This window comes from Histidinibacterium lentulum, from assembly GCF_003789055.1.
In the GTDB taxonomy this organism is placed as follows: domain Bacteria; phylum Pseudomonadota; class Alphaproteobacteria; order Rhodobacterales; family Rhodobacteraceae; genus Oceanicola; species Oceanicola lentulus.
In genome coordinates, this window is sequence record NZ_ML119085.1 from 144,066 (window position 1) to 164,205 (window position 20,140).

The window sequence follows — 20,140 nt, forward strand, 5'->3', positions numbered from 1 at the left end:
TCGCGCCCGCGCGCAGCGGCCAGTGGCCGCCGCCGGATCAGGCGACGCGTTTCCGCGACCGATCCCGACGCGCCGCGGCCGGCGACCGCGCGAACCAGTCCCGGGATTGCACCTCGGTCATCCCGGCCCTGGCGAAGACCTTGTCCTTGTCCGCCTCCTCATAGGTCCAGAGACCCACCGCGATCCGCTCGCGCCCCGCGCCCTGTGCGCCCAGGATCCTCGGGGGGGCCCCGATCATGCGATAGATCCGGACCATCCGCGCATCGAAGACACCCACGAGCTGGCTGAGCGCGTAGCCGTGGAAGACCTCGCCGCAGGCCACCATCAGCGCCGCCGCAACCCGCGCCTCCGCGCCGGGCGAAAGGCAGAATCGCGTGCATTCCCAGATCCGCGGCGCCCGCAGCGGCACGCCGTTCATCAGGTGCAGGAAGTGGTCGTTCACCATCGTCCGGCCCAAGGTGGGGAGAAACCGGATGGAGCCGCCATGACTCCCGTCCGGCCGTTCCCAGATCGCATAGAGCGGGTCTTCGGCGTCGTAGGCATCGCGTTCATGGCCCCGGTCGTCCACCTCGACCTCCCAGCCCAGCCGCTCGGCGAACTGCCCGGCCCTGTCGCGGAACATGGTCTCCTTGAGGTGCGGCAGATCCTCGAGATCGTCGGCATGGACATAACGCAACATGAGCCTCTCCCTCCGGGCGCTGGGGCTTCGGAGGGAGAGAGTGGCGAGACAGGGTTACCTGAACCCGAGCCCACCGTACGGCGATTGAACGAAGGTCGACGGAGCCCTTGGCATCATCTCGTCCGCCCCACGGGCAGGCCGGCTTCAGCCCGGCCGAGCGTGCCGATGACAGAGCTCACGATAGATGGAGGCGCGCGAAGCCCGCGCTCCGCCAGCCTCCTGGTCAGGCGCTGCGCAGCGAATCCCGCTCGACGTCCTTCTCGGCGATCCGTGGCCAGCCACCCTTGGCCGACCTCGCCGCACCGCCGGTCACGATCAGCCCCTCGGCCACCGCGCGGGCGACGGCATGGACCGTGTTCAGCGCGCCGAGCTTCAACCGCGCGCCTTCGATATAGGCCCTCAGCGTATGCTCAGATATGGCCAGCATGTCGGCCACCTGCCCCCGGCCATAGCCCATGGCCAGAAAGGTCAGCGCATCGGTCTCCCTCGGGCTCAGCGCCCGGGTCGGCTCGGCCAGCCTCTGTCCCGCAAGGTCGAGCGCCGCCTGGTTTATCATCAGCCCCGCAAGGATCAGATCCCGCTGATGGGCGCGGGTGAACTCCGCCCATCCGGCATCGTCGCGGTCGGCCGAGACGGTGAACAGCGCGAACTGCCCCGCGGGACCCCGGATCGGAACCGAGAAACCCTGGTTCCCGACGCCATGGGCGATGCTGTCGGCGCGAAAGGCCCTCGCTGCCTTCGACGACCAGTCCAGCCGCTTCCAGTCGATCGGATGCGCGCGCGGGAAACACCCGATCACGACCGGATCGGTCCGCAGGTAATCGTTCACGACATACCGGATGCACCACTCTCTGGTGTAGGTTCCGCAGCCGTACTGCTGCCCGTCGGCGCTGACCCAGTGATAGACGCAGTGATCGACCCGCCAGAGGTCGCGGAGCGCCTCAACGATGGACTGGAGATCCTCAAGCCGTCCAGCGGCCTGCAGTCTCTCGAGTATGTGATCCAACCCCTTTGGCATCGCCTGCGTCCCCCTTTCGTGGGTCGGGTCCCGCGACGATCTCCGCAGCAGCGACGATCGAGGTCAACTCGATCTGGTCGGCCAGCCGGGGCAAATCATTTGCCTCTGCAAAGGCCTTGAGATCCGCAAGGACATCGAGAATCCACTTGTTTCCCATCAGGACAATCTCCGGCAGAAGTTAACAGATCGTTACCAACCTAAAGTAGCAGCAAGGGGTTAACGAAACCATTCACACAATGGGCTCCCCCAGAAATGGCAGGGGGCCCGGCGCGGCGGACCCCCTCGACACTCGTCCGGAGGCGCCGTTCAGCGCCGGCTTTCGGCCAGGGCGTCGTCCCAGGTCCGGAGGCCGGTCCGCGGCACCTGGACCAGCACCGCCATGTTGCCGGGCTTGTGGGCGTTGTTGAGCATCTTCGTATGCGCCTTGGGGATGTCCTCCCAGGGAAACACCTCCGACATGCAGGGGTCGAGCCGGCGCTCCACCATCAGCCGGTTCGCCGCCGCGGCCTGCTTGAGATGGGCGAAATGGGACCCCTGCAGCCGCTTCTGGTGCGACCACATGTGCCGCACGTCGAAGGTGCAGTTGTAGCCCGTGGTGCCCGCGCAGATCACCACCATGCCCCCGCGCTTGCACACGAAGGTGGAGACCGGAAAGGTCGCCTCGCCCGGGTGCTCGAACACGATATCGACGTTCACGCCCTTGCCGGTGATGTCCCAGATCGCCTTGCCGAACTTGCGGCACTCCGCGAACCACGCGGCGTAGTCCTCCGTTCCCACCTTTGGCACCTGGCCCCAGCAGGCGAACTCCTTGCGGTTGATGACACCTTTGGCGCCGAGCCCCATGACGAACTCGCGCTTGTCCTCGTCCGAGATGACCCCGATCGCATTCGCCCCCGCCGCGTTGGCAAGCTGGATCGCGAACGACCCGAGGCCCCCCGACGCGCCCCAGACGAGCACGTTCTGCCCCGGCTTCAGCTCGTGCGGGTGATGCCCGAAGAGCATCCGGTAGGCCGTGGCCAGCGTCAGCGTGTAGCAGGCGCTTTCCTCCCAGGTGAGATGCTTGGGGCGCGGCATCAGCTGCTGCGCCTGCACCCGGGTGAATTGCGCGAACGACCCGTCGGCGCTCTCGTAGCCCCAGATCCGCTGGGACGGCGAGAACATCGGATCCCCCCCGTTGCATTCCTCGTCGTCCCCGTCGTCCTGATTGCAGTGGATGACGACCTCGTCGCCCACCTTCCAGGTCTTCACCTTGTCGCCAACCTTCCAGACGATCCCGGAAGCATCGGAGCCGATCACCGCATAGGGCGCGCCGTGCCCGCGAAACACCGACACGGGCTCGCCCAGGCAGGCCCAGACGCCGTTGTAGTTCACGCCCGCGGCCATCACGAGAACGAGGACTTCGTGGCTGTCGATCTCGGGCGTGTCGATCACCTCGACCTTCAGCGCCTGCTCCGGCGGACCATGGCGCTCCTGCCGAAGGACCCAGCCGTACATCTGCCGCGGCACATGACCGAGGGGCGGCAACTCGCCGATTTCGTAGAGGTCCTTCTTCTCCACGGCGTCCGACGCGCCGGTCCGGTCAAGGGCCATTCCTGCCTCCATGCGACCACTCCTCATCTCTCGCTGCGCCGCAGAATCAGCGCTCGCTTCCCAAGGAGGTAGAATCGGGACAGCAACAAAGCAACCCCGTGCGTCCCGATATTGTAACTTTATTGCTCTGCCGGCTCGGGAGCCGCGGCGATGTCTTCGCGGTGGCGCTCGATCTCCGGTGCCTCGCCGAAATGATGGGCGATCGAGGCGGCATAGAACCTCAGGATCGCCGGACCATCGCGCACCGGCGCACCGTCCTCCGCCACAAGCCGCCGTTCCCTCAGTCGGCCAAGGCCGCTCGCGGTGATCTCTTCCGCCGTCCCCGGCGTCCGCGGCACGCCCCTGGCATCGAGGTCGGCCACGGCCTCGCCCACGGCGTCACGCAGCTGAGCGCCCCGCGCGCCCCCCAGCGCTGCCCGTGCCACCAGCGGCACGGCCAGCGCCGGCATCGTCGCGTCCACCCGCCGGAGAAGCTCGGTGGCGAGCGCGGTCACATCCGTGCGCAAGGCCTCATCCGGCACCAGCGGCGTGCCGAAGCTGACCCCCGCTTCCCCGAACCGCCGGAACCGCAGGGTGAGCCGCTGCCACAGATGCGTCAGCACCGCGCTCACGGCCTTGGTGATGGGCACGCCGAAGCGCCTCTCGCCCGCCTCCCCGGCCCGGATAAGTACCCGGTCCTCGATCACCCGGTCATAGGCCAGCGCCACGGGGACGAAGACCACCTTGCCCGCCGCCTCGCCATGACTCAGATAGGTCAGCAGTCCCAGTTTCGGATCGGCGGTGGCCCCGGTCAGGCTCAGCCCCCCTTCCGGAAAGATCGCCTGCGATACCCCCGCCTCGGTCGCCATCTGCACATAGCGTTCCAGCACCCGCCGATATAGAGTCCCGCGGTGCCTGCGGCGGATGAAATAGGCGCCCATAGCCCGGAACACCGCCGACAGCGGCCAGACCCGCGCCCATTCGCCCACGGCATAGGCCAGTGTCGTCTGCTCCGAGACGAGATAGGTCACCAGAACGTAATCCATATTGGACCGGTGGTTCATCACGAAGACCACCGTTGCGTCCTCGGGCAGGCCCTTGAGAACGGAGGCCGGCTCCTGCATCCGGCGCACATCGTAGAGCGACCGGGCCAGCCACCGGGCAAGCCGCGTGCCGAAGCCGAAATAGGCGGTCGCGGAGAAGGACGGGACAATCTCCCGCGCGTAGCGGCGCGCGGTCTCGAAAGCCACGTCCTCCCGCACGGAATTCCGCCGCGCATGGGCCAGAATCGCGCGATTGACCTCCGTGTCGTAGACGAGCCGCTGGATCAGGTCGTAGCGACCGGCCAGCTTGAACGGCTGGATCGGCCGGGTAAGCCGCTTGTTCAGCTCCGCCACGATCCGCTCCGCCCGGCGCCGCAGGAACCAGCGCACCGACGGGAACAGGAAATGCGACGCGAAGGTCACCGCCGCGAAGGTCAGGATCAGGATGAACAGCCACAGCGGCAGGGTCACAGGCGCGGTCATGGCGCAAATCTCGCACGCGGGAGCGCGTCAGGCCAGTGAGGCGCGTCGTCCCTGCATCCGCCATCGGACGAGCGATCCCGGACAAGGAGCGAACGGCGCCCGTCGCCGCAGTGCGGCACGTTGACAGGGCCACAAAATGACAATAACCGGTCCATGCAAGCAATAATCTTGCGTCGCATTTTCCTTGAGGCCGGCCATGACCGACAGCACAGACCGCCAGACCCGCGACCGGCCCTGGCTCATCCGCACCTACGCCGGCCACTCCACGGCGGCCGCCTCCAACGCGCTCTACCGCGGAAACCTCGCCAAGGGGCAGACGGGCCTGTCAGTGGCCTTCGACCTGCCTACCCAGACCGGTTACGACAGCGACCACGAGCTTTCCCGGGGGGAGGTCGGAAAGGTCGGCGTCCCCGTCTGCCATCTCGGCGACATGCGGATGCTCTTCGACGGGATCCCCCTCGAACAGATGAACACCTCGATGACGATCAATGCGACCGCGCCTTGGCTGCTCGCACTTTATATCGCGGTGGCGGAGGAACAGGGCGCGGACATCTCGAAGCTCCAGGGCACTGTCCAGAACGACATCATCAAGGAATACCTCTCGCGCGGGACCTATATCTGCCCGCCGGAACCCAGCCTGCGGATGATCACCGATGTCGCGGCCCATACCCGCGAGCACCTGCCGAAATGGAACCCGATGAACGTGTGTTCCTATCATTTGCAGGAGGCGGGTGCGACGGCCGAAGAGGAACTCGCCTTCGCTCTGGCAACCGCCTGCGCCGTACTCGACGACCTCCGGACAAAGGTCGATCCCGCCGATTTTCCGCAGATGGTCGGACGGATATCCTTCTTCGTGAATGCCGGCATTCGATTTGTGACCGAAATGTGCAAGATGCGGGCGTTCGTCGATCTCTGGGACGAGATCTGCGCCACACGCTACGGCGTCGAGGACCCGACCTTTCGCCGCTTCCGCTACGGGGTCCAGGTCAATTCCCTGGGCCTGACCGAACAGCAGCCGGAGAACAACGTCTACCGCATCCTGATCGAGGCGCTCGCGGTCACCCTGTCGAAAAATGCCCGTGCCCGGGCGCTGCAATTGCCGGCCTGGAACGAGGCCCTGGGCCTCCCGCGCCCCTGGGATCAGCAATGGTCCCTGCGCCTGCAACAGATCCTCGCCTACGAGACCGACCTTCTGGAATACGACGATCTCTTTGACGGAAATCCCGCCGTCGAGCGCAAGGTCGAGCAATTGAAGACCGGCGCCCGCGCGGAACTCGCCGCGATCGACGCCATGGGCGGCGCGGTGCGGGCCATTGCCTACATGAAGGCACGGCTGGTGGAGTCGAACGCCGCCCGCATCGCCGCCATCGAACGGGGGGAAACCGTTGTGGTGGGCGTCAACCGCTTTCAGTCCGGCGAACCCTCGCCCCTCACCTCCGGTCCCGAGGCCGTCATGACGGCCGACCCCGAGGCCGAGGCCGACCAGATCGCCCGTCTTCAGGCCTGGCGCGCAGCCCGCGACGGAGAGGCCGTGCGCCGCGCCCTCGCCGAGCTGCGGCAGGCCGCCCGTTCGGGGGCGAACATCATGCCCGCCTCTATCGCCTGCGCGAAGGCCGGTGTCACCACGGGCGAATGGGCAGATGTGGCCCGCGAGATCTTCGGCCAGTACCGGGGCCCCACCGGCGTGTCGTCCAATCCCTCGAACCGCACCGAGGGACTGGAGGAGCTGCGTGCCCGCGTCGATGCGGTCTCCGACGCTCTGGGCCGCAGGCTGAAGTTCCTTATGGGCAAGCCGGGCCTCGATGGCCATTCCAACGGCGCGGAGCAGATCGCTGCCCGTGCCCGCGACTGCGGCATGGACATCGCCTACGGCGGCATCCGCATGACCCCTGCCGAGATCGTTGCGGCCGCGGACGCGGAACAGGCCCATGTCATCGGGCTCTCAATTCTCTCCGGCAGCCACATGGCCCTCATGGAAGACCTGATGGCCCGCCTGCGCGCGGCCGGGCTGGGTCATGTCCCGGTCGTCGTCGGCGGGATCATTCCCGAGCAGGACGCCCGGAGGCTGAAGGCGCTGGGTGTCGCGCGGGTTTATTCCCCGAAGGATTTCGAACTCAATCGGATCATGGCCGACATCGTCACCCTTGCCGATCCCGAGTCAGTCGCCGCCGAATAGGGCCCGCGGCCCCGACACCGCGCGAATTCCGCGCAACGCCGGTTGTTGCCTCGCGCAGGACCCGGCCGAATGCACTTGCATTCGGCCGGATAATTCTCATGACATGGGAATGTAAGCGGTATAGGGGTTTCCGCCAAACAACTGGATGCGAGAAAAGACATGAGCATTGACCTGTCGACCATGGACCGCAAGGACCTCGAGAAACTTCGGAAAGACATCGACAAGCAGATCGAGCGCCTGAACAAGTCCGACCAGAAGGCCGCCCTCGAAGCCGCCGAACGCGCGGCGCGGGAACACGGCTTCTCTCTCGCGGAACTGACGGGCGGCGCCTCGGCGAAAGCCGGCCGCGTGAAAACGGTCAATCCGCCGCGTTACCGCAATCCCGACAACCCGAGCCAGACCTGGACGGGCAAGGGCCGCCGGCCGGACTGGATCAAGGCCGCACAGGAAAAGGGCGAGGATCTCTCGAAATTCGAGATCGCCTGATGTCGACGCATATCGGGGCCTCCCCCGGGCAGATCGCCGAGACGGTGCTTATGCCCGGAGACCCCTATCGCGCCCGCTGGGCGGCGGAAACGTTCCTCGAGGGCGCGGAGTGCGTCAACGAGGTGCGCGGAATGCTGGGCTTTACCGGAACGTGGAACGGACATCGCGTCACGATCCACGGCTCCGGAATGGGAATGCCGTCTCTCTCGATCTATGCCAACGAACTGATCCGGGATTTCGGGGCCAGGACGCTGATCCGGGTCGGCTCCTGCGGCGCCATGCAGGACAACGTCGCGCTGCGGGACGTGATCCTGGCGATGACCTGTTCGAGCATCTCGACGCCGTCGCGCGGTCTCTTCCGCGAGATGGCCTTCGCCCCCTGCGCCGACTGGGGCCTGCTGTCGGCCGCCCATGCCGCGGCGGAGGAGCTCGGCGTGACGCCCCATGTCGGCGGAATCTATTCGTCGGACGTGTTCTATGACGAACGCCCCGACCTCGACGCCGAACTGACCCGTCACGGCGTGCTCGCGGTGGAGATGGAGGCAGCGGAACTCTACACCGTCGCCGCCCGTCACGGAGCCCGCGCGCTCGCGGTCCTGACAGTGAGCGACCACCTCCGCACCGGCGAGGCTCTTCCCGCCTCCGACCGCGAGAGGAGCTTCGCCGACATGATCGGCATCGCCCTTCGCGCGGCCTTCGCCTGACGGGTTTCGGCCCGGCTGCGCCGGGCCGATCCGCCGGCGGGCGTGCCGCCCGCCGGCGGAAAGGGAGTATTTCAGGCCAGATGAGGACAGAACGGGGGTCACGATCCCGCGCCGTGGCTCCGGCCATAGGCGTTCGGCTCGGGGGGGCGCCAGCCATCGGGCGGAGGCCCGACGAACACCTCCAGATCGAGCGGGTGGCAGGCGGCGTCGTCGCTCGAATGCCTGGCGCCGCAATCGCCGCCCGGGCAGGCGGACAGCACCGCCAGCAGGTCGATCTCGGCAAAGAGGAGCAGGTGGTCCCCCGCCCGCACCGGGCTCGCCTTCATGAAGTACCGGCCCGCGTCCCGGGTGAAGCCCGTGCACATGAAGACGTTCAGCACGTCGTGGACATGGGGTTCCGCCTCTGCCACCGGCACGCCCAGATGGGCGGCGAGGGCGCGCGTCAGGTTCGAGTGGCAGCAGTGATGATAGTCGGTCCCGGACAGCAGCCGCCCGGTATAGGGGTCGCAGCGTGTGCCGATCACGTCATGGACCGCACCGCCGTGCTCGTCGATCCCGTACCACGCGAGCGTGTCCTCGACGATCGTCGCCATGGGCCTGAGCCAGGGAAAGCAGGACCAGAGCCGGTCGCCCGCGGTGACGTGGGAGCCGTGAAGCGCCCTGGTCTTGCCGGAATAGAACCGCTCGGAGAGGTCATGGGCGGAAAAGAGATTCAGATCTCCCACCTGTGGCCGCTCGGGGCAGACGATCCGCAGGAATCCCCCCGCGGGGACCTCGACGACCCGCGCCTCGCGGGGCGGTACCCGGACAGTGCCTGCCTTCCGCGCCGAGGACCATGCCGCGCGGCAGGCCTCGAGCGGCGGCTCGGGCAGGGTCGCGGTCGGGTAACAGATCACAGGCGCGACAGCGCGCCGCGCCGCCGCGTCGGGCGGCTCCTTGTGCTGCGTCAAGCTGTCAACCTCGCGATTTGATCCATGTCATGTTTCCCCTCGGTCATCGCGGGAATGATCGCGTCACGATGCAGGAAAGTACCGAAATGTCCATTCTGTCGAAGATGATGCGGCACCTCCGGGCGGTTCCTTCCTCCCCGCCGCGCGGATCCCTCTCCCCAGCCGAGCTGGCCTGCATCGCCCGCCTGCCTCTCTCCCGGGCCGGACGGAGCGTCTCCATGGCGAGCCTCTTCGACAGCGCCGCCCGCCTCGCCCCTCGCGAGGTGGGCGGCACCCTCGCCGGCACCGAGTAGCGCCCGGGGGCGTCACACGGCATTCCGCTACGGGTCAGCCGTCCGTCAACCTGTCAGGGCAGGCAATGCGGATATCATTTCCGGTCGTCGGCCCGCAGCGCGCGGACCGTGGCGCCCGTCAGACCGTCCGCTCGACCATCATCTTCTTGATGTGCTGGATCGCCGCCGCCGGGTTCAGGCCCTTGGGACAGGTCTTCGCGCAATTCATGATCGTGTGGCAGCGGTAGAGCTTGAACGGGTCCTCGAGCTGGTCGAGCCGCTCGCCCGTCGCCTCGTCCCGGCTGTCGATGATCCAGCGATAGGCATGGAGCAGCGCCGCCGGGCCGAGGTAGCGATCGCCGTTCCACCAGTAGGAGGGGCAGGCCGTCGAGCAGGACGCGCACATCACGCATTCATAAAGTCCGTCGAGCTTCTTGCGGTCCTCGATGGACTGCCTCCACTCCTTGGCCGGGCGGTTCGTCTTCGTCTCGAGCCACGGCATGATCGACGCGTGCTGTGCATAGAAATGGGTGAGGTCCGGGATCAGGTCCTTGACCACCGGCATGTGCGGCAGCGGATAGACCTTCACGTCGCCCTTCACGTCGTCGATGCCGTAGATGCAGGCGAGCGTGTTGATCCCGTCGATGTTCATCGCGCAGGAGCCGCAGATCCCCTCCCGGCAGGACCGGCGGAAGGTCAATGTCGGGTCGATCTCGTTCTTGATCTTGATCAGCGCGTCGAGAATCATCGGCCCGCAGGTGTCGAGGTCGACGAAGTAGGTGTCGATCTTCGGGTTTTCCCCGGATTCCTCGTTCCAGCGGTAGATCCTGAAGGTCTTCAGCCGCTTCGCCCCCTCGGGTTTCGGCCAGGTCTTGCCGGTGGTAATCCGGCTGTTCTTCGGAAGGGTGAATTCGACCATGTCCGTCTTCCTTTCCTCTCACGCCGTGCCGGCGATGCAGGCGGACACGTCAGGGCGCCTGCGGATGTCGTCGATCAGGGCCGCCACGTCGGGCGCGGGCCCCTCGATGGAGGTGGCGTCCGCCGCGATCACGGTCAGCTCTCCCGGCGTGGCCCCGGAGATCACGCAATCGGCCGTGCGCTGGCCATAGGCCGGTTCCAGAACCAGCCGCGCCGGGGAGCCGACGGTGCGTTCGGCCACCACATCGGTGGTGCGCGCGATCTGCTCGCAGCCGGCGAACGCGCCGATTGCTGCAACGAGGGCGGCGAAACGGATCATTGGCCCAACTCCGGTCTGACGGCGGGTGTCCCGCCCACAAGCTCGACGACGCAGGTGCGGTATACCTCCTGCGGATCGCGCCCGCGGAGGAAATCCCCGCTGAGGCCCACGGACACCCCGGTCTCGAGGCCGGTGCGTGAGTTCGCCCCGACCCGGACTGCGCCCGTTGGCCCCGCCGCCGCCCGCGCGCGCTCGCTGCATATCTCCGCCGCCCGTTCCGGCGAAACCGGCGGCGGCGGGCCGCAGGAAGCCGTCACCGCGCAAAGAGCCAGACCGGCGATGGCGCGTACCGGCATCGTCAGTAGACCCGTGCCTTGGGCGCGATCTTCTTCAGGTCGATGCCGCCCTCGTTGTGGCCCGTCAGCGGATTGAGATGCACCGGACGATAATCCAGCGTCGTCTTCGTGCCCTCGACCCAGGCCAGCGTGTGCTTGCGCCAGGTTTCGTCGTCCCGGTCGGGGTAATCCTCGTGGGCGTGGGCGCCGCGGCTCTCCTTGCGCGCCTCGGCGGAGACGACCGTGGCCAGCGCGTTCGGCATGAGGTTCGTCAGCTCCAGCGTCTCCATCAGGTCGGAATTCCAGATCATCGTCCGGTCGGTGACCTTGATCCCATCCATCTTGCGCGCGACAGCCTCCATCTTCTCCACGCCCTCGGCCAGGGTCTTGTCGGTGCGGAAGACGGCCGCGTCGGACTGCATCGTCTTCTGCATCTCCAGCCGCAGCTCGGCGGTAGGCGTGTCCCCGTCCGCATGGCGCAGCGCGTCGAAGCGGTCGAGCGCCTTCTCGATGGCGGCCTTCTTCGGGATCGGCACCGAGGTCGAGGGATCGACAACCTTGCCGGCCCGGATCGCCGCCGCGCGGCCGAAGACCACGAGGTCGATCAGCGAGTTCGACCCCAGCCGGTTCGCGCCATGCACGGAGGCGCAGCCCGCCTCGCCCACGGCCATCAGGCCAGGCGCGACGCGGTCGGGATCGTCCGCCGTCGGGTTGAGCACCTCGCCCCAGTAGTTCGTCGGAATGCCGCCCATGTTGTAATGGACCGTCGGCAGAACCGGGATCGGGTCCTTGGTCACATCGACGCCGGCGAAGATGCGCGCCGATTCGCTGATGCCGGGCAGACGCTCGTGCAGGGTCTCGGGGGGCAGGTGGTTCAGGTGCAGGTGGATGTGGTCCTTCTCGGCCCCCACGCCGCGGCCCTCGCGGATCTCCATGGTCATGCAGCGGCTGACCACGTCGCGCGATGCGAGGTCCTTGTAGGTGGGCGCGTAGCGCTCCATGAACCGCTCGCCCTCGGAGTTGGTGAGGTAGCCGCCCTCGCCGCGCGCCCCCTCGGTGATCAGGCAGCCCGCGCCGTAGATGCCGGTCGGGTGGAACTGGACGAACTCCATGTCCTGAAGCGGCAGGCCCGCGCGCGCGATCATGCCCCCGCCGTCGCCGGTGCAGGTATGGGCGCTCGTTGCACTGAAATAGGCGCGACCGTAGCCGCCCGTGGCCAGCACCACCATCTTCGCCGCGAAGACATGCAGCGTGCCGTCGTCCAGCTTCCACGCCAGCACGCCCTCGCACTGGCCGTCATCGCCCATCAGCAGGTCGATGGCGAAATACTCGATGTAGAACTCCGCCTGTTCCTTGAGGCTCTGGCCGTAGAGCGTATGCAGGATCGCATGGCCGGTCCGGTCGGCTGCGGCGCAGGTGCGCTGCACCGGCGGGCCCTCGCCATACTCGGTTGTATGTCCGCCGAAGGGACGCTGGTAGATCTTCCCGTCCTCGGTCCGGCTGAACGGCACGCCGTAATGCTCGAGCTCGTAGACCGCCTTCGGGGCCTCGCGGGCGAGATATTCCATGGCGTCCGTGTCGCCCAGCCAGTCCGACCCCTTCACGGTGTCGTACATGTGCCACTGCCAGCTGTCCGGCCCCATGTTCCCCAGGCTCGCCGCGATGCCGCCCTGCGCGGCCACGGTGTGCGACCGGGTCGGAAACACCTTGGTGATGCAGGCCGTGCGCAACCCCTGCTCGGCCATCCCGAGAGTCGCTCGCAGCCCGGCGCCCCCGGCGCCGACGACGACGACGTCGAATTCATGGGTCTGGTAGTCGTAAGCGGCCATGTCGTTCCTCTCAGAGCGCGATGCGGGCGACGGCGAGAACGCTCGCCGCCAGGGCGGCATAGCTCACGCAGATCATCGCCACGATCAGCGCGGTCCGGGTGAAGCCGTGAGTGTAGTCCTCGATCATCATTTGAACACCGTGGCGAAAGTGGTACCAGCCCGTCGCGAGAAACAGCACCGCCACCAGCGACGGCCAGGGTCGAGCATAATAGGCCACCGCCTCCTCGTAGGGCAGCCCCAGCGCGCGGCCGAAGGTGAAAACGAAAAGCACGGTCAGCGGCAGCAGCGCCACCGAGGTCACGGTCATCAGCCAGTGATGCTCCGTCCCGGTCTTGGCCGAGCCCATCCCCATGGCGCGCTTGCGGTCTGTGATGTAGGGCATGGCGCGCTCCTCAGACGATGATGACGGTCAGCAGGGTCAGCACGACCGACCCCGCGATCATGCCGATGCCGAACTTCTCGGACCGTTCGACATCCAGCATGTGTCCCTGGTCCCAGATCAGGTGCCGCACGCCCGCCAGAGTGTGGTACCAGAGCGCCAGCACCGACAGCAGCATCACGAGGTCGCCGAACCACGAGGTGACGAAGCCGTTCGCCACCGCGTAGGCCTCCGGTCCCGTGGCCAGCGCGCCGAACCACCAGACGATCATCAGCCCTGCCACGATCAGGGCATTGCCGGTGATGCGGGTGAAGATCGAGGTGATCGAGGTCAGCTGCGGGCGATAGACCGTCAGATGCGGGCTGAGAGGACGGTTGCCCCTGTTCACGTCGGCCATGGGATGCCTCCTGCGATTGCTCCCACGGCCATTGTATGCCGTGGCATTCAACGCGTTCTTACCTAGTTCGGGGCACTTGTCACGGTCCGAGCGGCCCCGAACCTGCGTGTTCTTGCCGCAAGTCGGCGAAAAAACGGTGGTTGTGATCACACCCCGAAAGGATGTGATCACAACTATGCCATCACGCTGCGTGACGTCCGCGCGCCACATAGTAGAGGCCAAGGGCCAGCAGCAGCGTCTGGAACTCCATGCCGCCCATCGGATGGGTTTCGGAAGGAATGTTGCTCCACTGGCCCCAGTGAACCAGCCAGATCGCACCCACCATGATCACCGCGATCACCGCGCCGGACACGCGGGTGGCGAGATCGCCCGCACGCGTCGTCACTGCACCGCCGAAGAGGAGGCCCAGGCCCGCCGCCACCTCGCCGATGGCCACAAGCGCCCAGACGAAGACAGGCATCCCCATGAATGCGGCGGTCTCGGCAAGGCCGGGAAACTTGGTCACGCCATGGTAAAGAAACACGCCGGCCACTGCGAGGCGGGGAAGCCAATGCGCGGCGGGCAGGTCGAAGAACGCGGAGCGGTCGTCGGAGAAAGAAGTCGTCGAAGCCATATCGATCATCCCTTGGCTGATGAGCCCCGTCCCGGGGGCGGACACGCGACAGCTACTCCGATCTTCAGCGCGCGAAAGGTCCCGAAAAGCACCCGCTCCGCGCGAAAACGCACAAGTCTAGAGCGGGATGAGCGCCCAGTAGTCGAGGTCGAGCAACACATGGGGCAGGTATTTCCCGTCGGAGCCCTTCAGCGTCGGCGCGGACTCTCCGCCGTCCTTCACCGCCACCAGCCGCAGCCGCAGCGCCCCCACGCCGGGCGCCGCCGTCTCGGCCTTGTCCAGGACCTCCGACCAGCACCGCACCGTATCGCCCGCGAAGCAGGGGTTCGCATGGGCGCCGCCGTTCAGACCCACGATCATCTGCGCATTCGCCAGCCCGTTGAAGCTCAGCGCCCGTGCGAGGCTGATGACATGCCCACCATAGATCAGCCGCCGCCCGTCTTCGCGCAGTGTGGCATCGAAATGCACCTTGGCGGTGTTCTGCCACAGCCGGGTCGCCATCATGTGTTCGGCCTCCTCGACGGTCACCCCGTCGACATGGTCGATCACCTCTCCGACGGCATAATCGCCCCAGCGGTGCGGCTCCCCTGCAAGCCCGAAATCGTAGCCCTTGAAATTCAATCCCTCGGGAACGACGAGGTCCTCCACCGCCACCGCGGCGGCCAGTTCGGGGACCACGGGTTCCGGCGCAGGTCCCTCCGCCCGCCGCCGCACCATCACCCAGCGCACATAGCTCAGCAACGTCTCGCCGTGCTGGTTGCGGCCCGTCGTGCGCACCCAGACGATGCCGCTCCGGCCGTTGGAATTCTGCTTCAGCCCGATCACCTCGGACGTCGCCGTCACCGTGTCCCCGGGCCAGAGCGGCGTGATCCAGCGCCCTTCCGCATAGCCGAGATTCGCGACCGCGTTCAGCGACACGTCCGGGACGGTCTTGCCGAAGACCGTGTGAAACGTCACCAGATCGTCCAGCGGGCTGAAGGGCAGGCCGCAGATCTGGGCGAAGGCGTCGGACGAATGGAGCGCATGCCGCGCCGGATAGAGCGCATGGTAAAGCGCCCTCTCTCCCATCTTCACCGTCCGCGGCACCGCATGGCGAATGACCTCGCCGACCTCGTAATCTTCGAAGAACCGGCCCGGGTTGGTCTTCGTCATTGCTCGGACAGCCTCAAACCTGGGGTATAATCGGCCTCCACCTCCTTCGTGACCGCCTGCCCGCAGCGCATCACGCCATTGGCGGAATCGAAGGCGTATTGCGGCGGCCCGTGCAGCTGCCAGCCCGCGGCCAGCGCCGCGGAGACCTTGTGGCAGAAGGCGGAGGTGTCGTCCTCGGTGAGGAACCGGTAAAGCGTCGTCATGGCGTCACCCGAACGGCCAAGGGCCGACCCAGCCGTGGATCAGCGCGACGATGGCAAAGATCACGGCCGCGATCACCGCGATCCGCACCTCGGATTTCACCCCGCCCCACGCCGGTCGCTCCCAAGCGGGGTCCAACCGATTGATCACCACGATCTCCGTCAGCGCCCAGATCAGGAGCCCGCCGAAGAGGATGAAGGACGCCAGATCCCCGTTCACCACCAGGTGAGCGACACAGAAGAGAGAGAACCCGATCAGCTGCGGATGCCGCAGCATCGTACCGACACGGTTCCTCGGGCGCCCCGGCGGCGTGGCGCCGCTCGCATAGATGTAGAAGGCCGCCACCATCAGAAGGTTGTTGACCCCCACCAGCGGCGCGGACCTGCCCCACCAGACCGGACCGAAATAGGTGCGGTAGCCCCACCACATCAGCAGCAGCGACACGACGAGGGCGAGCGCCACCCCGCCCTTGCCGGCATCGCCAAGCTTGGCCCTCGGCCCCGGCGCCGCGCGTTTGAAGAAATGCGCCGCCCACCAAAGGGCAACTCCCAGAATCAGCCAGACCACGCGTCCCTCCCTTCAGCCCCCGGCGGAGACCGTCGCATCCGCCCCCGCATCCAGCTCGCGGATCGCCGCCGCCCGGGCCAGCGTCGCACGCGCCGTCGCGACATGCAGGTTCTCCACGATCTTGCCGTCCACCACGGCGACCCCCTGCCCGGCCGCCTCGGCCTCTTCATAGGCCGCGATTTGCCGTTCCGCGAGGGCGATCTCCTCCTCCGACGGGGCGAATATCTCGTTGGCGACGGCGACCTGCGCGGGATGGATCAGCGACTTGCCGTCGAAGCCCAGGTCCCGCCCCTGACGGCATTCCGACTGGAGCCCCGCCTCGTCCTTGAAGGCATTGTAAACCCCGTCGATCGCCACGATCCCCGCCGCCCGCGCACCCAGTAGGCACATCTGCAACGCGGCCATCAGCTCGCCCCGGCCCGCGCCAACGCGCGCGTTCAGGTCCTTCGCCAGATCGTTCGTCCCCACGACGAAGCCCTGCACCGCCGGATGCGCCGCGATGGCCCTCGCCTCGAAGACGCAGCCCGGGGTCTCCATCATCGCCCAGACCGGCAGATGCGGCACGAGCTTCGTCAGGGCCTGCACGTCGCCCGGGCCGTTCACCTTGGGCAGCAGCACCGCGTCGCAGGCCATCTCCGCCACGGCCGCGGCGTCCCTGGCGCCCCATTCGGTCGACAGCGCGTTGATCCGCACGATCCGCACCCGGTCGCCATAGCCCCCAGCCCCAAGCTCATGGCCCAGCGTTTCCCGGGCGGTCGCCTTCTCGGCAGGCGTCACCGCGTCCTCCAGATCGAAAAGGATCGCGTCCACCGGAAGGGTCCGCGCCTTGTCGAGCGCCCGTGGCCGGGAGCCGGGAATATAGAGGGCGGATCGGAAGGGCCGTGCGTGCATGTCTCTGTCTCTCGTCCGTCTGTCGCCGGAACCATGCCCACAGGGCAGGCGCTTCCGCAACAGGCGAGACGCCGCAGCGCAGCATCCAGCAGCGCAACAGCTCCGGGCGCGGCGGATTAACCCGGTCTTTGCGTCTGCTTTCCAGACTGGGTCCGCGACGCAGGGCCGATCCACCGCGTCTCCACGCGGGCCGGACCCGCCCAATCGACCCAATCGAAAGGTGACGCCATGACGCATCGCATCGCACACGCCCTCGTCTTCGCCGCGGCGCTGCCCCTCTCCGTCCTGGCGCCCGCCGCACCGGCCCGCGCGCAACAGGCCGCGGTCTGCGCCGACCACGCCGTGATCGTCGCCCGTCTGGCCGAACGCTGGGGCGAGAGCCGGCAGTCCATCGGCCTTGCCGCCAACAACACCGTGGTGGAGGTCTTCGCCTCCGACAGCGGAAGCTGGACCATCACCGTTACCCGCCCAGGCGGCCCGACCTGCCTCGTCGCCTCCGGCGAGCACTATCAGCACGTCGCCGAGGCCCTTCCCAACATCGACGAGCCGGCCTGAGCCCGGCTCTCCGTATCGCCAGGCCGGAGGCGCATCCGGGCATCGGGCAATGGGCCCCGGACGCAGCTCCACCGCCACCCCCCCGCGGAAGGACACGGCCCAGAATCGCCACCCCCGCGCGAACCCCGCTGCCGGGCCGGCGTGGCGGTCGGGACTGCCGCAAAGTGCGTCGGCCGGACGGAGAACGGAGAAACGAAACGCACGGGATCTCCGGTTCCGGATGTCGGGCTTTCAAGCCCTTGCCCGCGATGATAGCGATAACACTCCCACCGTCCCCTGGCGCGCTCCTCGCGCCCCGCTTGCGCGCCGCGGATCAAGGCCTTAGGCCCGGGCGCGAGAAAGACAACCCGAGGGACGTGAACAACCATGGCCAGACCCAAGATCGCCCTGATCGGCGCCGGACAGATCGGCGGCACGCTCGCACATCTTGCCGCCATCAAGGAGCTGGGCGACATCGTCCTCTTCGACATCGCCGAGGGCGTGCCCCAGGGCAAGGCGCTCGACCTCGCGGAGAGCGGCCCCGTCGAGGGCTTTGACGTGTCCCTGAAGGGCACGCAGGACTACGCCGACATCGCCGGCGCCGACGTCTGCATCGTCACCGCGGGCGTGCCACGCAAACCCGGCATGAGCAGGGACGACCTCCTCGGCATCAACCTCAAGGTCATGAAGGCCGTGGGCGAGGGCATCAAGACCCACTGCCCCGACGCCTTCGTCATCTGCATCACCAACCCGCTGGATGCCATGGTCTGGGCGCTCCAGGTCTTCTCCGGCCTGCCCCGAGAGAAGGTCTGCGGCATGGCGGGCGTGCTCGACAGCGCGCGCTTCCGCCACTTCCTCGCCGAGGAATTCGGCGTCTCCATGCGCGACGTCACCGCCTTCGTCCTTGGCGGCCACGGCGACACGATGGTGCCGCTGACACGCTATTCCACCGTGGCCGGCATTCCGCTGCCCGACCTCGTGGAGATGGGCTGGACCACCCAGGACAAGCTCGACGCCATCGTCCAGCGCACCCGCGACGGCGGCGCCGAGATCGTGGGGCTTCTGAAGACCGGTTCCGCGTTCTACGCCCCCGCCACCTCCGCGATCGAGATGGCGGAGGCCTATCTGAAGGACCAGAAGCGCCTCCTGCCCTGCGCCGCCTATGTCGACAGCGCGTTCGGGTTGAAAGGGCTCTATGTCGGCGTGCCCACGATCATCGGCGCCGGCGGGGTGGAAAAGGTCATCGACATCAAGCTCCAGAAGGACGAACAGGCGATGTTCGACAAGTCCGTGGACGCGGTGAAGGGTCTCGTGGAGGCCTGCAAGGGTATCGACGAAAGCCTCGCCTGATCCTCATCCGGTTCTCGCTGAATACAGGACCCGCGCAGTTGCGCGGGTCCTTGTCGTTCCGGACTGGTGCGGCTCGGCCGAAGCGCGCAATCTGGCCCTGTCGGAGACAGGAAAGGCCGCCCAATGTTCCGCCCTCTCGCCCTCGCCGCCGCGATCCTGCTCCCGCTCTCGTCGGCGAGCGCTCAGTCCCTGACCGAACGACTCGCCGCCGATGGTCTCGCGGCGACTGAAAGCCGGCTCGCCAGCCTGTCCGCGCCCTCGCCCGACGACCGCTTCGCCCTCGGCGGCGTCCGCTTCCTGCGCAGCATCGAACGCGCGCTCCAGCTCCGGTACCGCTACGGGATCAGCCCCGACCTCGACATGCTGCCCGTCCTGCGCCTGCCGATCCCGCCCAATCCCGCGCCCGAGACCTTCGACCCGGCCGCCATCGACCGGCTCTTTGCCGAGATCGAGGGCGACATGGCCGGCGCCATCGCTGCCCTCGACACGATCGCTGACGACGACGACGTCGGGGTGATCGTCGACATCGGGGATCTCTGGCTCGACATCGACGGCAGCGGAACCGCAGGTCCGGGCGAAAGCCTGCCGGAGATCATAGGCTGGACCCTCGGGATGCCGCTGAACGACACGCTCCCGCCGCCCGAGATCCGCTTCGACACCGCCGACGCGGCCTGGCTCTCGGCTTACGCGCATCAGATCACGGCCTGGTCGCATATCGTCCGCGCCCTTTCCCCGACCGCAGCCATTACAGAAGTCCTCGCCAGCGCCGCCGAGTTCGACCGCATCAATTCCGAGGTCGGGGGCTTCGCCGCCAGGGACGCCCAGTTCGGCACCTTCATCGATCTGGCCGCCATCGTGCTTGGGGCCATCGAACAGCGGCCCCACCCGGCGCACAGCCGCGCGGCTCTGGACCATCTGCAGCAGATGACCGCCGACAATCGGGTCTTCTGGGCCCGCGTCTCCGCGGAGACCGACAACGACCGCGAATGGATTCCGAACGACAGGCAGACCTCGGTGCTCGGCCTCGAGTTTCCCGCAGGCACTGCCCAGTCGTGGCAGGCCGTCCTCAAGGAAATCGAACTCGTCCTGCGCGGCGAGCGGCTGTTGCCCTACTGGCGGCTCGGCGACGGCGCTGGCCTGAACTTGCGTGCGATCCTCGAGGACCCGCCCGAGATCGACATCATCGCCCTGATCCAGGGCTCGGCCCTCCTGCCATACGTCGAGACCGGCCCGCTCATGAGCGGCGAGGCCTTTCGTCGCTTCGACCAGCTCGTGCAGGGCCAGAGCGTTCTCTTCGCCATCGTGCTCAACTGAACCGGTCCCCCGGAAACACTG

The 20,140-nt window shown here is 67.4% G+C and carries 22 protein-coding genes; 7 read left to right on the forward strand and 15 right to left on the reverse strand.

Annotated features, from left to right (window positions below; genetic code table 11):
- Positions 1-37 precede the first annotated feature (37 nt).
- From EAT49_RS11470 to EAT49_RS11490, 4 genes are all read right to left on the reverse strand, one after another.
- On the reverse strand, positions 38-679 hold the full coding sequence (locus EAT49_RS11470) for an acyl-homoserine-lactone synthase (protein WP_123642466.1): 642 nt from the start codon (positions 677-679) through the stop codon (positions 38-40).
- Between the two features lie 223 nt (positions 680-902).
- Positions 903-1,697, reverse strand: a complete 795-nt coding sequence (locus tag EAT49_RS11475) for a helix-turn-helix transcriptional regulator (RefSeq protein ID WP_123642467.1) — start codon at positions 1,695-1,697, stop codon at positions 903-905.
- A gap of 306 nt (positions 1,698-2,003) precedes the next feature.
- Positions 2,004-3,287, reverse strand: coding sequence for a crotonyl-CoA carboxylase/reductase (ccrA, locus tag EAT49_RS11485; protein WP_123642469.1), 1,284 nt, complete (start codon positions 3,285-3,287; stop codon positions 2,004-2,006).
- A gap of 119 nt (positions 3,288-3,406) precedes the next feature.
- Entirely contained in the window at positions 3,407-4,792 is a 1,386-nt protein-coding gene (locus tag EAT49_RS11490; RefSeq protein ID WP_123642470.1) for a 1-acyl-sn-glycerol-3-phosphate acyltransferase, read from the reverse strand.
- Positions 4,793-4,988: 196 nt separating this feature from the next.
- Between EAT49_RS11490 and EAT49_RS11495 the strand changes: the two genes are divergently transcribed.
- The 3 genes from EAT49_RS11495 to deoD all read left to right on the forward strand — a co-directional run bounded on the left by EAT49_RS11495 (position 4,989) and on the right by deoD (position 8,158).
- Entirely contained in the window at positions 4,989-6,968 is a 1,980-nt protein-coding gene (locus EAT49_RS11495) for a protein meaA (RefSeq protein WP_123642471.1), read from the forward strand.
- Positions 6,969-7,127: 159 nt separating this feature from the next.
- A complete protein-coding gene (locus EAT49_RS11500; RefSeq protein WP_123642472.1) occupies positions 7,128-7,454 on the forward strand; it encodes an H-NS histone family protein in 327 nt (108 codons plus the stop codon).
- A complete protein-coding gene (gene deoD / locus EAT49_RS11505) occupies positions 7,454-8,158 on the forward strand; it encodes a purine-nucleoside phosphorylase (protein WP_123642473.1) in 705 nt (234 codons plus the stop codon). The genes EAT49_RS11500 and deoD overlap by 1 nt, the downstream gene beginning before the upstream one ends.
- A gap of 98 nt (positions 8,159-8,256) precedes the next feature.
- Here the strand turns inward: deoD and EAT49_RS11510 are convergent, their stop codons facing one another.
- Positions 8,257-9,108 carry an urea carboxylase-associated family protein gene (locus tag EAT49_RS11510; RefSeq protein WP_123642474.1) on the reverse strand — a complete coding sequence of 284 codons (852 nt, stop codon included), beginning with the start codon at positions 9,106-9,108 and terminating at the stop codon, positions 8,257-8,259.
- 86 nt (positions 9,109-9,194) lie between these two features.
- Here EAT49_RS11510 and EAT49_RS11515 point away from each other — a divergent pair, with 86 nt between their 5' ends.
- On the forward strand, positions 9,195-9,401 hold the full coding sequence (locus tag EAT49_RS11515) for a hypothetical protein (protein WP_185020733.1): 207 nt from the start codon (positions 9,195-9,197) through the stop codon (positions 9,399-9,401).
- A 118-nt stretch (positions 9,402-9,519) separates the two neighbouring features.
- On the opposite strand, the gene EAT49_RS11520 is transcribed toward EAT49_RS11515, so the two are convergent.
- The 10 genes from EAT49_RS11520 to EAT49_RS11570 form a co-directional block, all read right to left on the reverse strand.
- Entirely contained in the window at positions 9,520-10,299 is a 780-nt protein-coding gene (locus tag EAT49_RS11520; RefSeq protein WP_123642476.1) for a succinate dehydrogenase iron-sulfur subunit, read from the reverse strand.
- A gap of 18 nt (positions 10,300-10,317) precedes the next feature.
- On the reverse strand, positions 10,318-10,617 hold the full coding sequence (locus EAT49_RS11525) for a hypothetical protein (protein ID WP_123642477.1): 300 nt from the start codon (positions 10,615-10,617) through the stop codon (positions 10,318-10,320).
- Between the two features lie 298 nt (positions 10,618-10,915).
- Positions 10,916-12,721: a succinate dehydrogenase flavoprotein subunit gene (sdhA, locus tag EAT49_RS11535; protein WP_123642478.1), complete on the reverse strand. Its 1,806-nt coding sequence runs from the start codon at positions 12,719-12,721 to the stop codon at positions 10,916-10,918.
- Positions 12,722-12,731: 10 nt separating this feature from the next.
- On the reverse strand, positions 12,732-13,103 hold the full coding sequence (gene sdhD / locus EAT49_RS11540) for a succinate dehydrogenase, hydrophobic membrane anchor protein (protein WP_123642479.1): 372 nt from the start codon (positions 13,101-13,103) through the stop codon (positions 12,732-12,734).
- 10 nt (positions 13,104-13,113) lie between these two features.
- Entirely contained in the window at positions 13,114-13,497 is a 384-nt protein-coding gene (sdhC, locus tag EAT49_RS11545; RefSeq protein ID WP_123642480.1) for a succinate dehydrogenase, cytochrome b556 subunit, read from the reverse strand.
- Positions 13,498-13,678: 181 nt separating this feature from the next.
- On the reverse strand, positions 13,679-14,110 hold the full coding sequence (locus EAT49_RS11550; protein WP_185020734.1) for a DoxX family protein: 432 nt from the start codon (positions 14,108-14,110) through the stop codon (positions 13,679-13,681).
- A gap of 117 nt (positions 14,111-14,227) precedes the next feature.
- Positions 14,228-15,262 (reverse strand): MaoC family dehydratase, encoded by a 1,035-nt coding sequence (locus EAT49_RS11555; protein ID WP_123642482.1) that lies wholly within the window; start codon positions 15,260-15,262, stop codon positions 14,228-14,230.
- The gene (locus EAT49_RS11560) at positions 15,259-15,465 is read right to left on the reverse strand and encodes a DUF1737 domain-containing protein (protein ID WP_123642483.1); all 207 of its coding nucleotides are present in this window, start codon (positions 15,463-15,465) and stop codon (positions 15,259-15,261) included. Before EAT49_RS11560 ends, EAT49_RS11555 begins: the two co-directional genes overlap by 4 nt.
- Positions 15,466-15,469: 4 nt before the next feature.
- A complete protein-coding gene (locus tag EAT49_RS11565) occupies positions 15,470-16,030 on the reverse strand; it encodes an NnrU family protein (RefSeq protein WP_123642484.1) in 561 nt (186 codons plus the stop codon).
- A 12-nt stretch (positions 16,031-16,042) separates the two neighbouring features.
- Positions 16,043-16,921 carry an HpcH/HpaI aldolase/citrate lyase family protein gene (locus EAT49_RS11570; RefSeq protein ID WP_123642485.1) on the reverse strand — a complete coding sequence of 293 codons (879 nt, stop codon included), beginning with the start codon at positions 16,919-16,921 and terminating at the stop codon, positions 16,043-16,045.
- 228 nt (positions 16,922-17,149) lie between these two features.
- Here EAT49_RS11570 and EAT49_RS11575 point away from each other — a divergent pair, with 228 nt between their 5' ends.
- From EAT49_RS11575 to EAT49_RS11585, 3 genes are all read left to right on the forward strand, one after another.
- Positions 17,150-17,476 carry a hypothetical protein gene (locus EAT49_RS11575; protein ID WP_123642486.1) on the forward strand — a complete coding sequence of 109 codons (327 nt, stop codon included), beginning with the start codon at positions 17,150-17,152 and terminating at the stop codon, positions 17,474-17,476.
- Positions 17,477-17,842: 366 nt separating this feature from the next.
- Entirely contained in the window at positions 17,843-18,805 is a 963-nt protein-coding gene (gene mdh / locus EAT49_RS11580; protein WP_123642487.1) for a malate dehydrogenase, read from the forward strand.
- Between the two features lie 123 nt (positions 18,806-18,928).
- Positions 18,929-20,119: a hypothetical protein gene (locus tag EAT49_RS11585; RefSeq protein ID WP_123642488.1), complete on the forward strand. Its 1,191-nt coding sequence runs from the start codon at positions 18,929-18,931 to the stop codon at positions 20,117-20,119.
- Positions 20,120-20,140: the final 21 nt, after the last annotated feature.

Excerpts from the sequence above, each read along its gene's own strand:
- EAT49_RS11470 (WP_123642466.1), bottom strand. The coding sequence starts at position 679 with ATGTTGCGTTATGTCCATGCCGACGATCTCGAGGATCTGCCGCACCTC.
- EAT49_RS11475 (WP_123642467.1), bottom strand. The coding sequence starts at position 1,697 with ATGCCAAAGGGGTTGGATCACATACTCGAGAGACTGCAGGCCGCTGGA.
- ccrA (WP_123642469.1), bottom strand. The coding sequence starts at position 3,287 with ATGGCCCTTGACCGGACCGGCGCGTCGGACGCCGTGGAGAAGAAGGAC.
- EAT49_RS11490 (WP_123642470.1), bottom strand. The coding sequence starts at position 4,792 with ATGACCGCGCCTGTGACCCTGCCGCTGTGGCTGTTCATCCTGATCCTG.
- EAT49_RS11495 (WP_123642471.1), top strand. The coding sequence starts at position 4,989 with ATGACCGACAGCACAGACCGCCAGACCCGCGACCGGCCCTGGCTCATC.
- EAT49_RS11500 (WP_123642472.1), top strand. The coding sequence starts at position 7,128 with ATGAGCATTGACCTGTCGACCATGGACCGCAAGGACCTCGAGAAACTT.
- deoD (WP_123642473.1), top strand. The coding sequence starts at position 7,454 with ATGTCGACGCATATCGGGGCCTCCCCCGGGCAGATCGCCGAGACGGTG.
- EAT49_RS11515 (WP_185020733.1), top strand. The coding sequence starts at position 9,195 with ATGTCCATTCTGTCGAAGATGATGCGGCACCTCCGGGCGGTTCCTTCC.
- EAT49_RS11520 (WP_123642476.1), bottom strand. The coding sequence starts at position 10,299 with ATGGTCGAATTCACCCTTCCGAAGAACAGCCGGATTACCACCGGCAAG.
- EAT49_RS11525 (WP_123642477.1), bottom strand. The coding sequence starts at position 10,617 with ATGATCCGTTTCGCCGCCCTCGTTGCAGCAATCGGCGCGTTCGCCGGC.
- sdhA (WP_123642478.1), bottom strand. The coding sequence starts at position 12,721 with ATGGCCGCTTACGACTACCAGACCCATGAATTCGACGTCGTCGTCGTC.
- sdhD (WP_123642479.1), bottom strand. The coding sequence starts at position 13,103 with ATGCCCTACATCACAGACCGCAAGCGCGCCATGGGGATGGGCTCGGCC.
- sdhC (WP_123642480.1), bottom strand. The coding sequence starts at position 13,497 with ATGGCCGACGTGAACAGGGGCAACCGTCCTCTCAGCCCGCATCTGACG.
- EAT49_RS11550 (WP_185020734.1), bottom strand. The coding sequence starts at position 14,110 with ATGGCTTCGACGACTTCTTTCTCCGACGACCGCTCCGCGTTCTTCGAC.
- EAT49_RS11555 (WP_123642482.1), bottom strand. The coding sequence starts at position 15,262 with ATGACGAAGACCAACCCGGGCCGGTTCTTCGAAGATTACGAGGTCGGC.
- EAT49_RS11560 (WP_123642483.1), bottom strand. The coding sequence starts at position 15,465 with ATGACGACGCTTTACCGGTTCCTCACCGAGGACGACACCTCCGCCTTC.
- EAT49_RS11570 (WP_123642485.1), bottom strand. The coding sequence starts at position 16,921 with ATGCACGCACGGCCCTTCCGATCCGCCCTCTATATTCCCGGCTCCCGG.
- EAT49_RS11575 (WP_123642486.1), top strand. The coding sequence starts at position 17,150 with ATGACGCATCGCATCGCACACGCCCTCGTCTTCGCCGCGGCGCTGCCC.
- mdh (WP_123642487.1), top strand. The coding sequence starts at position 17,843 with ATGGCCAGACCCAAGATCGCCCTGATCGGCGCCGGACAGATCGGCGGC.
- EAT49_RS11585 (WP_123642488.1), top strand. The coding sequence starts at position 18,929 with ATGTTCCGCCCTCTCGCCCTCGCCGCCGCGATCCTGCTCCCGCTCTCG.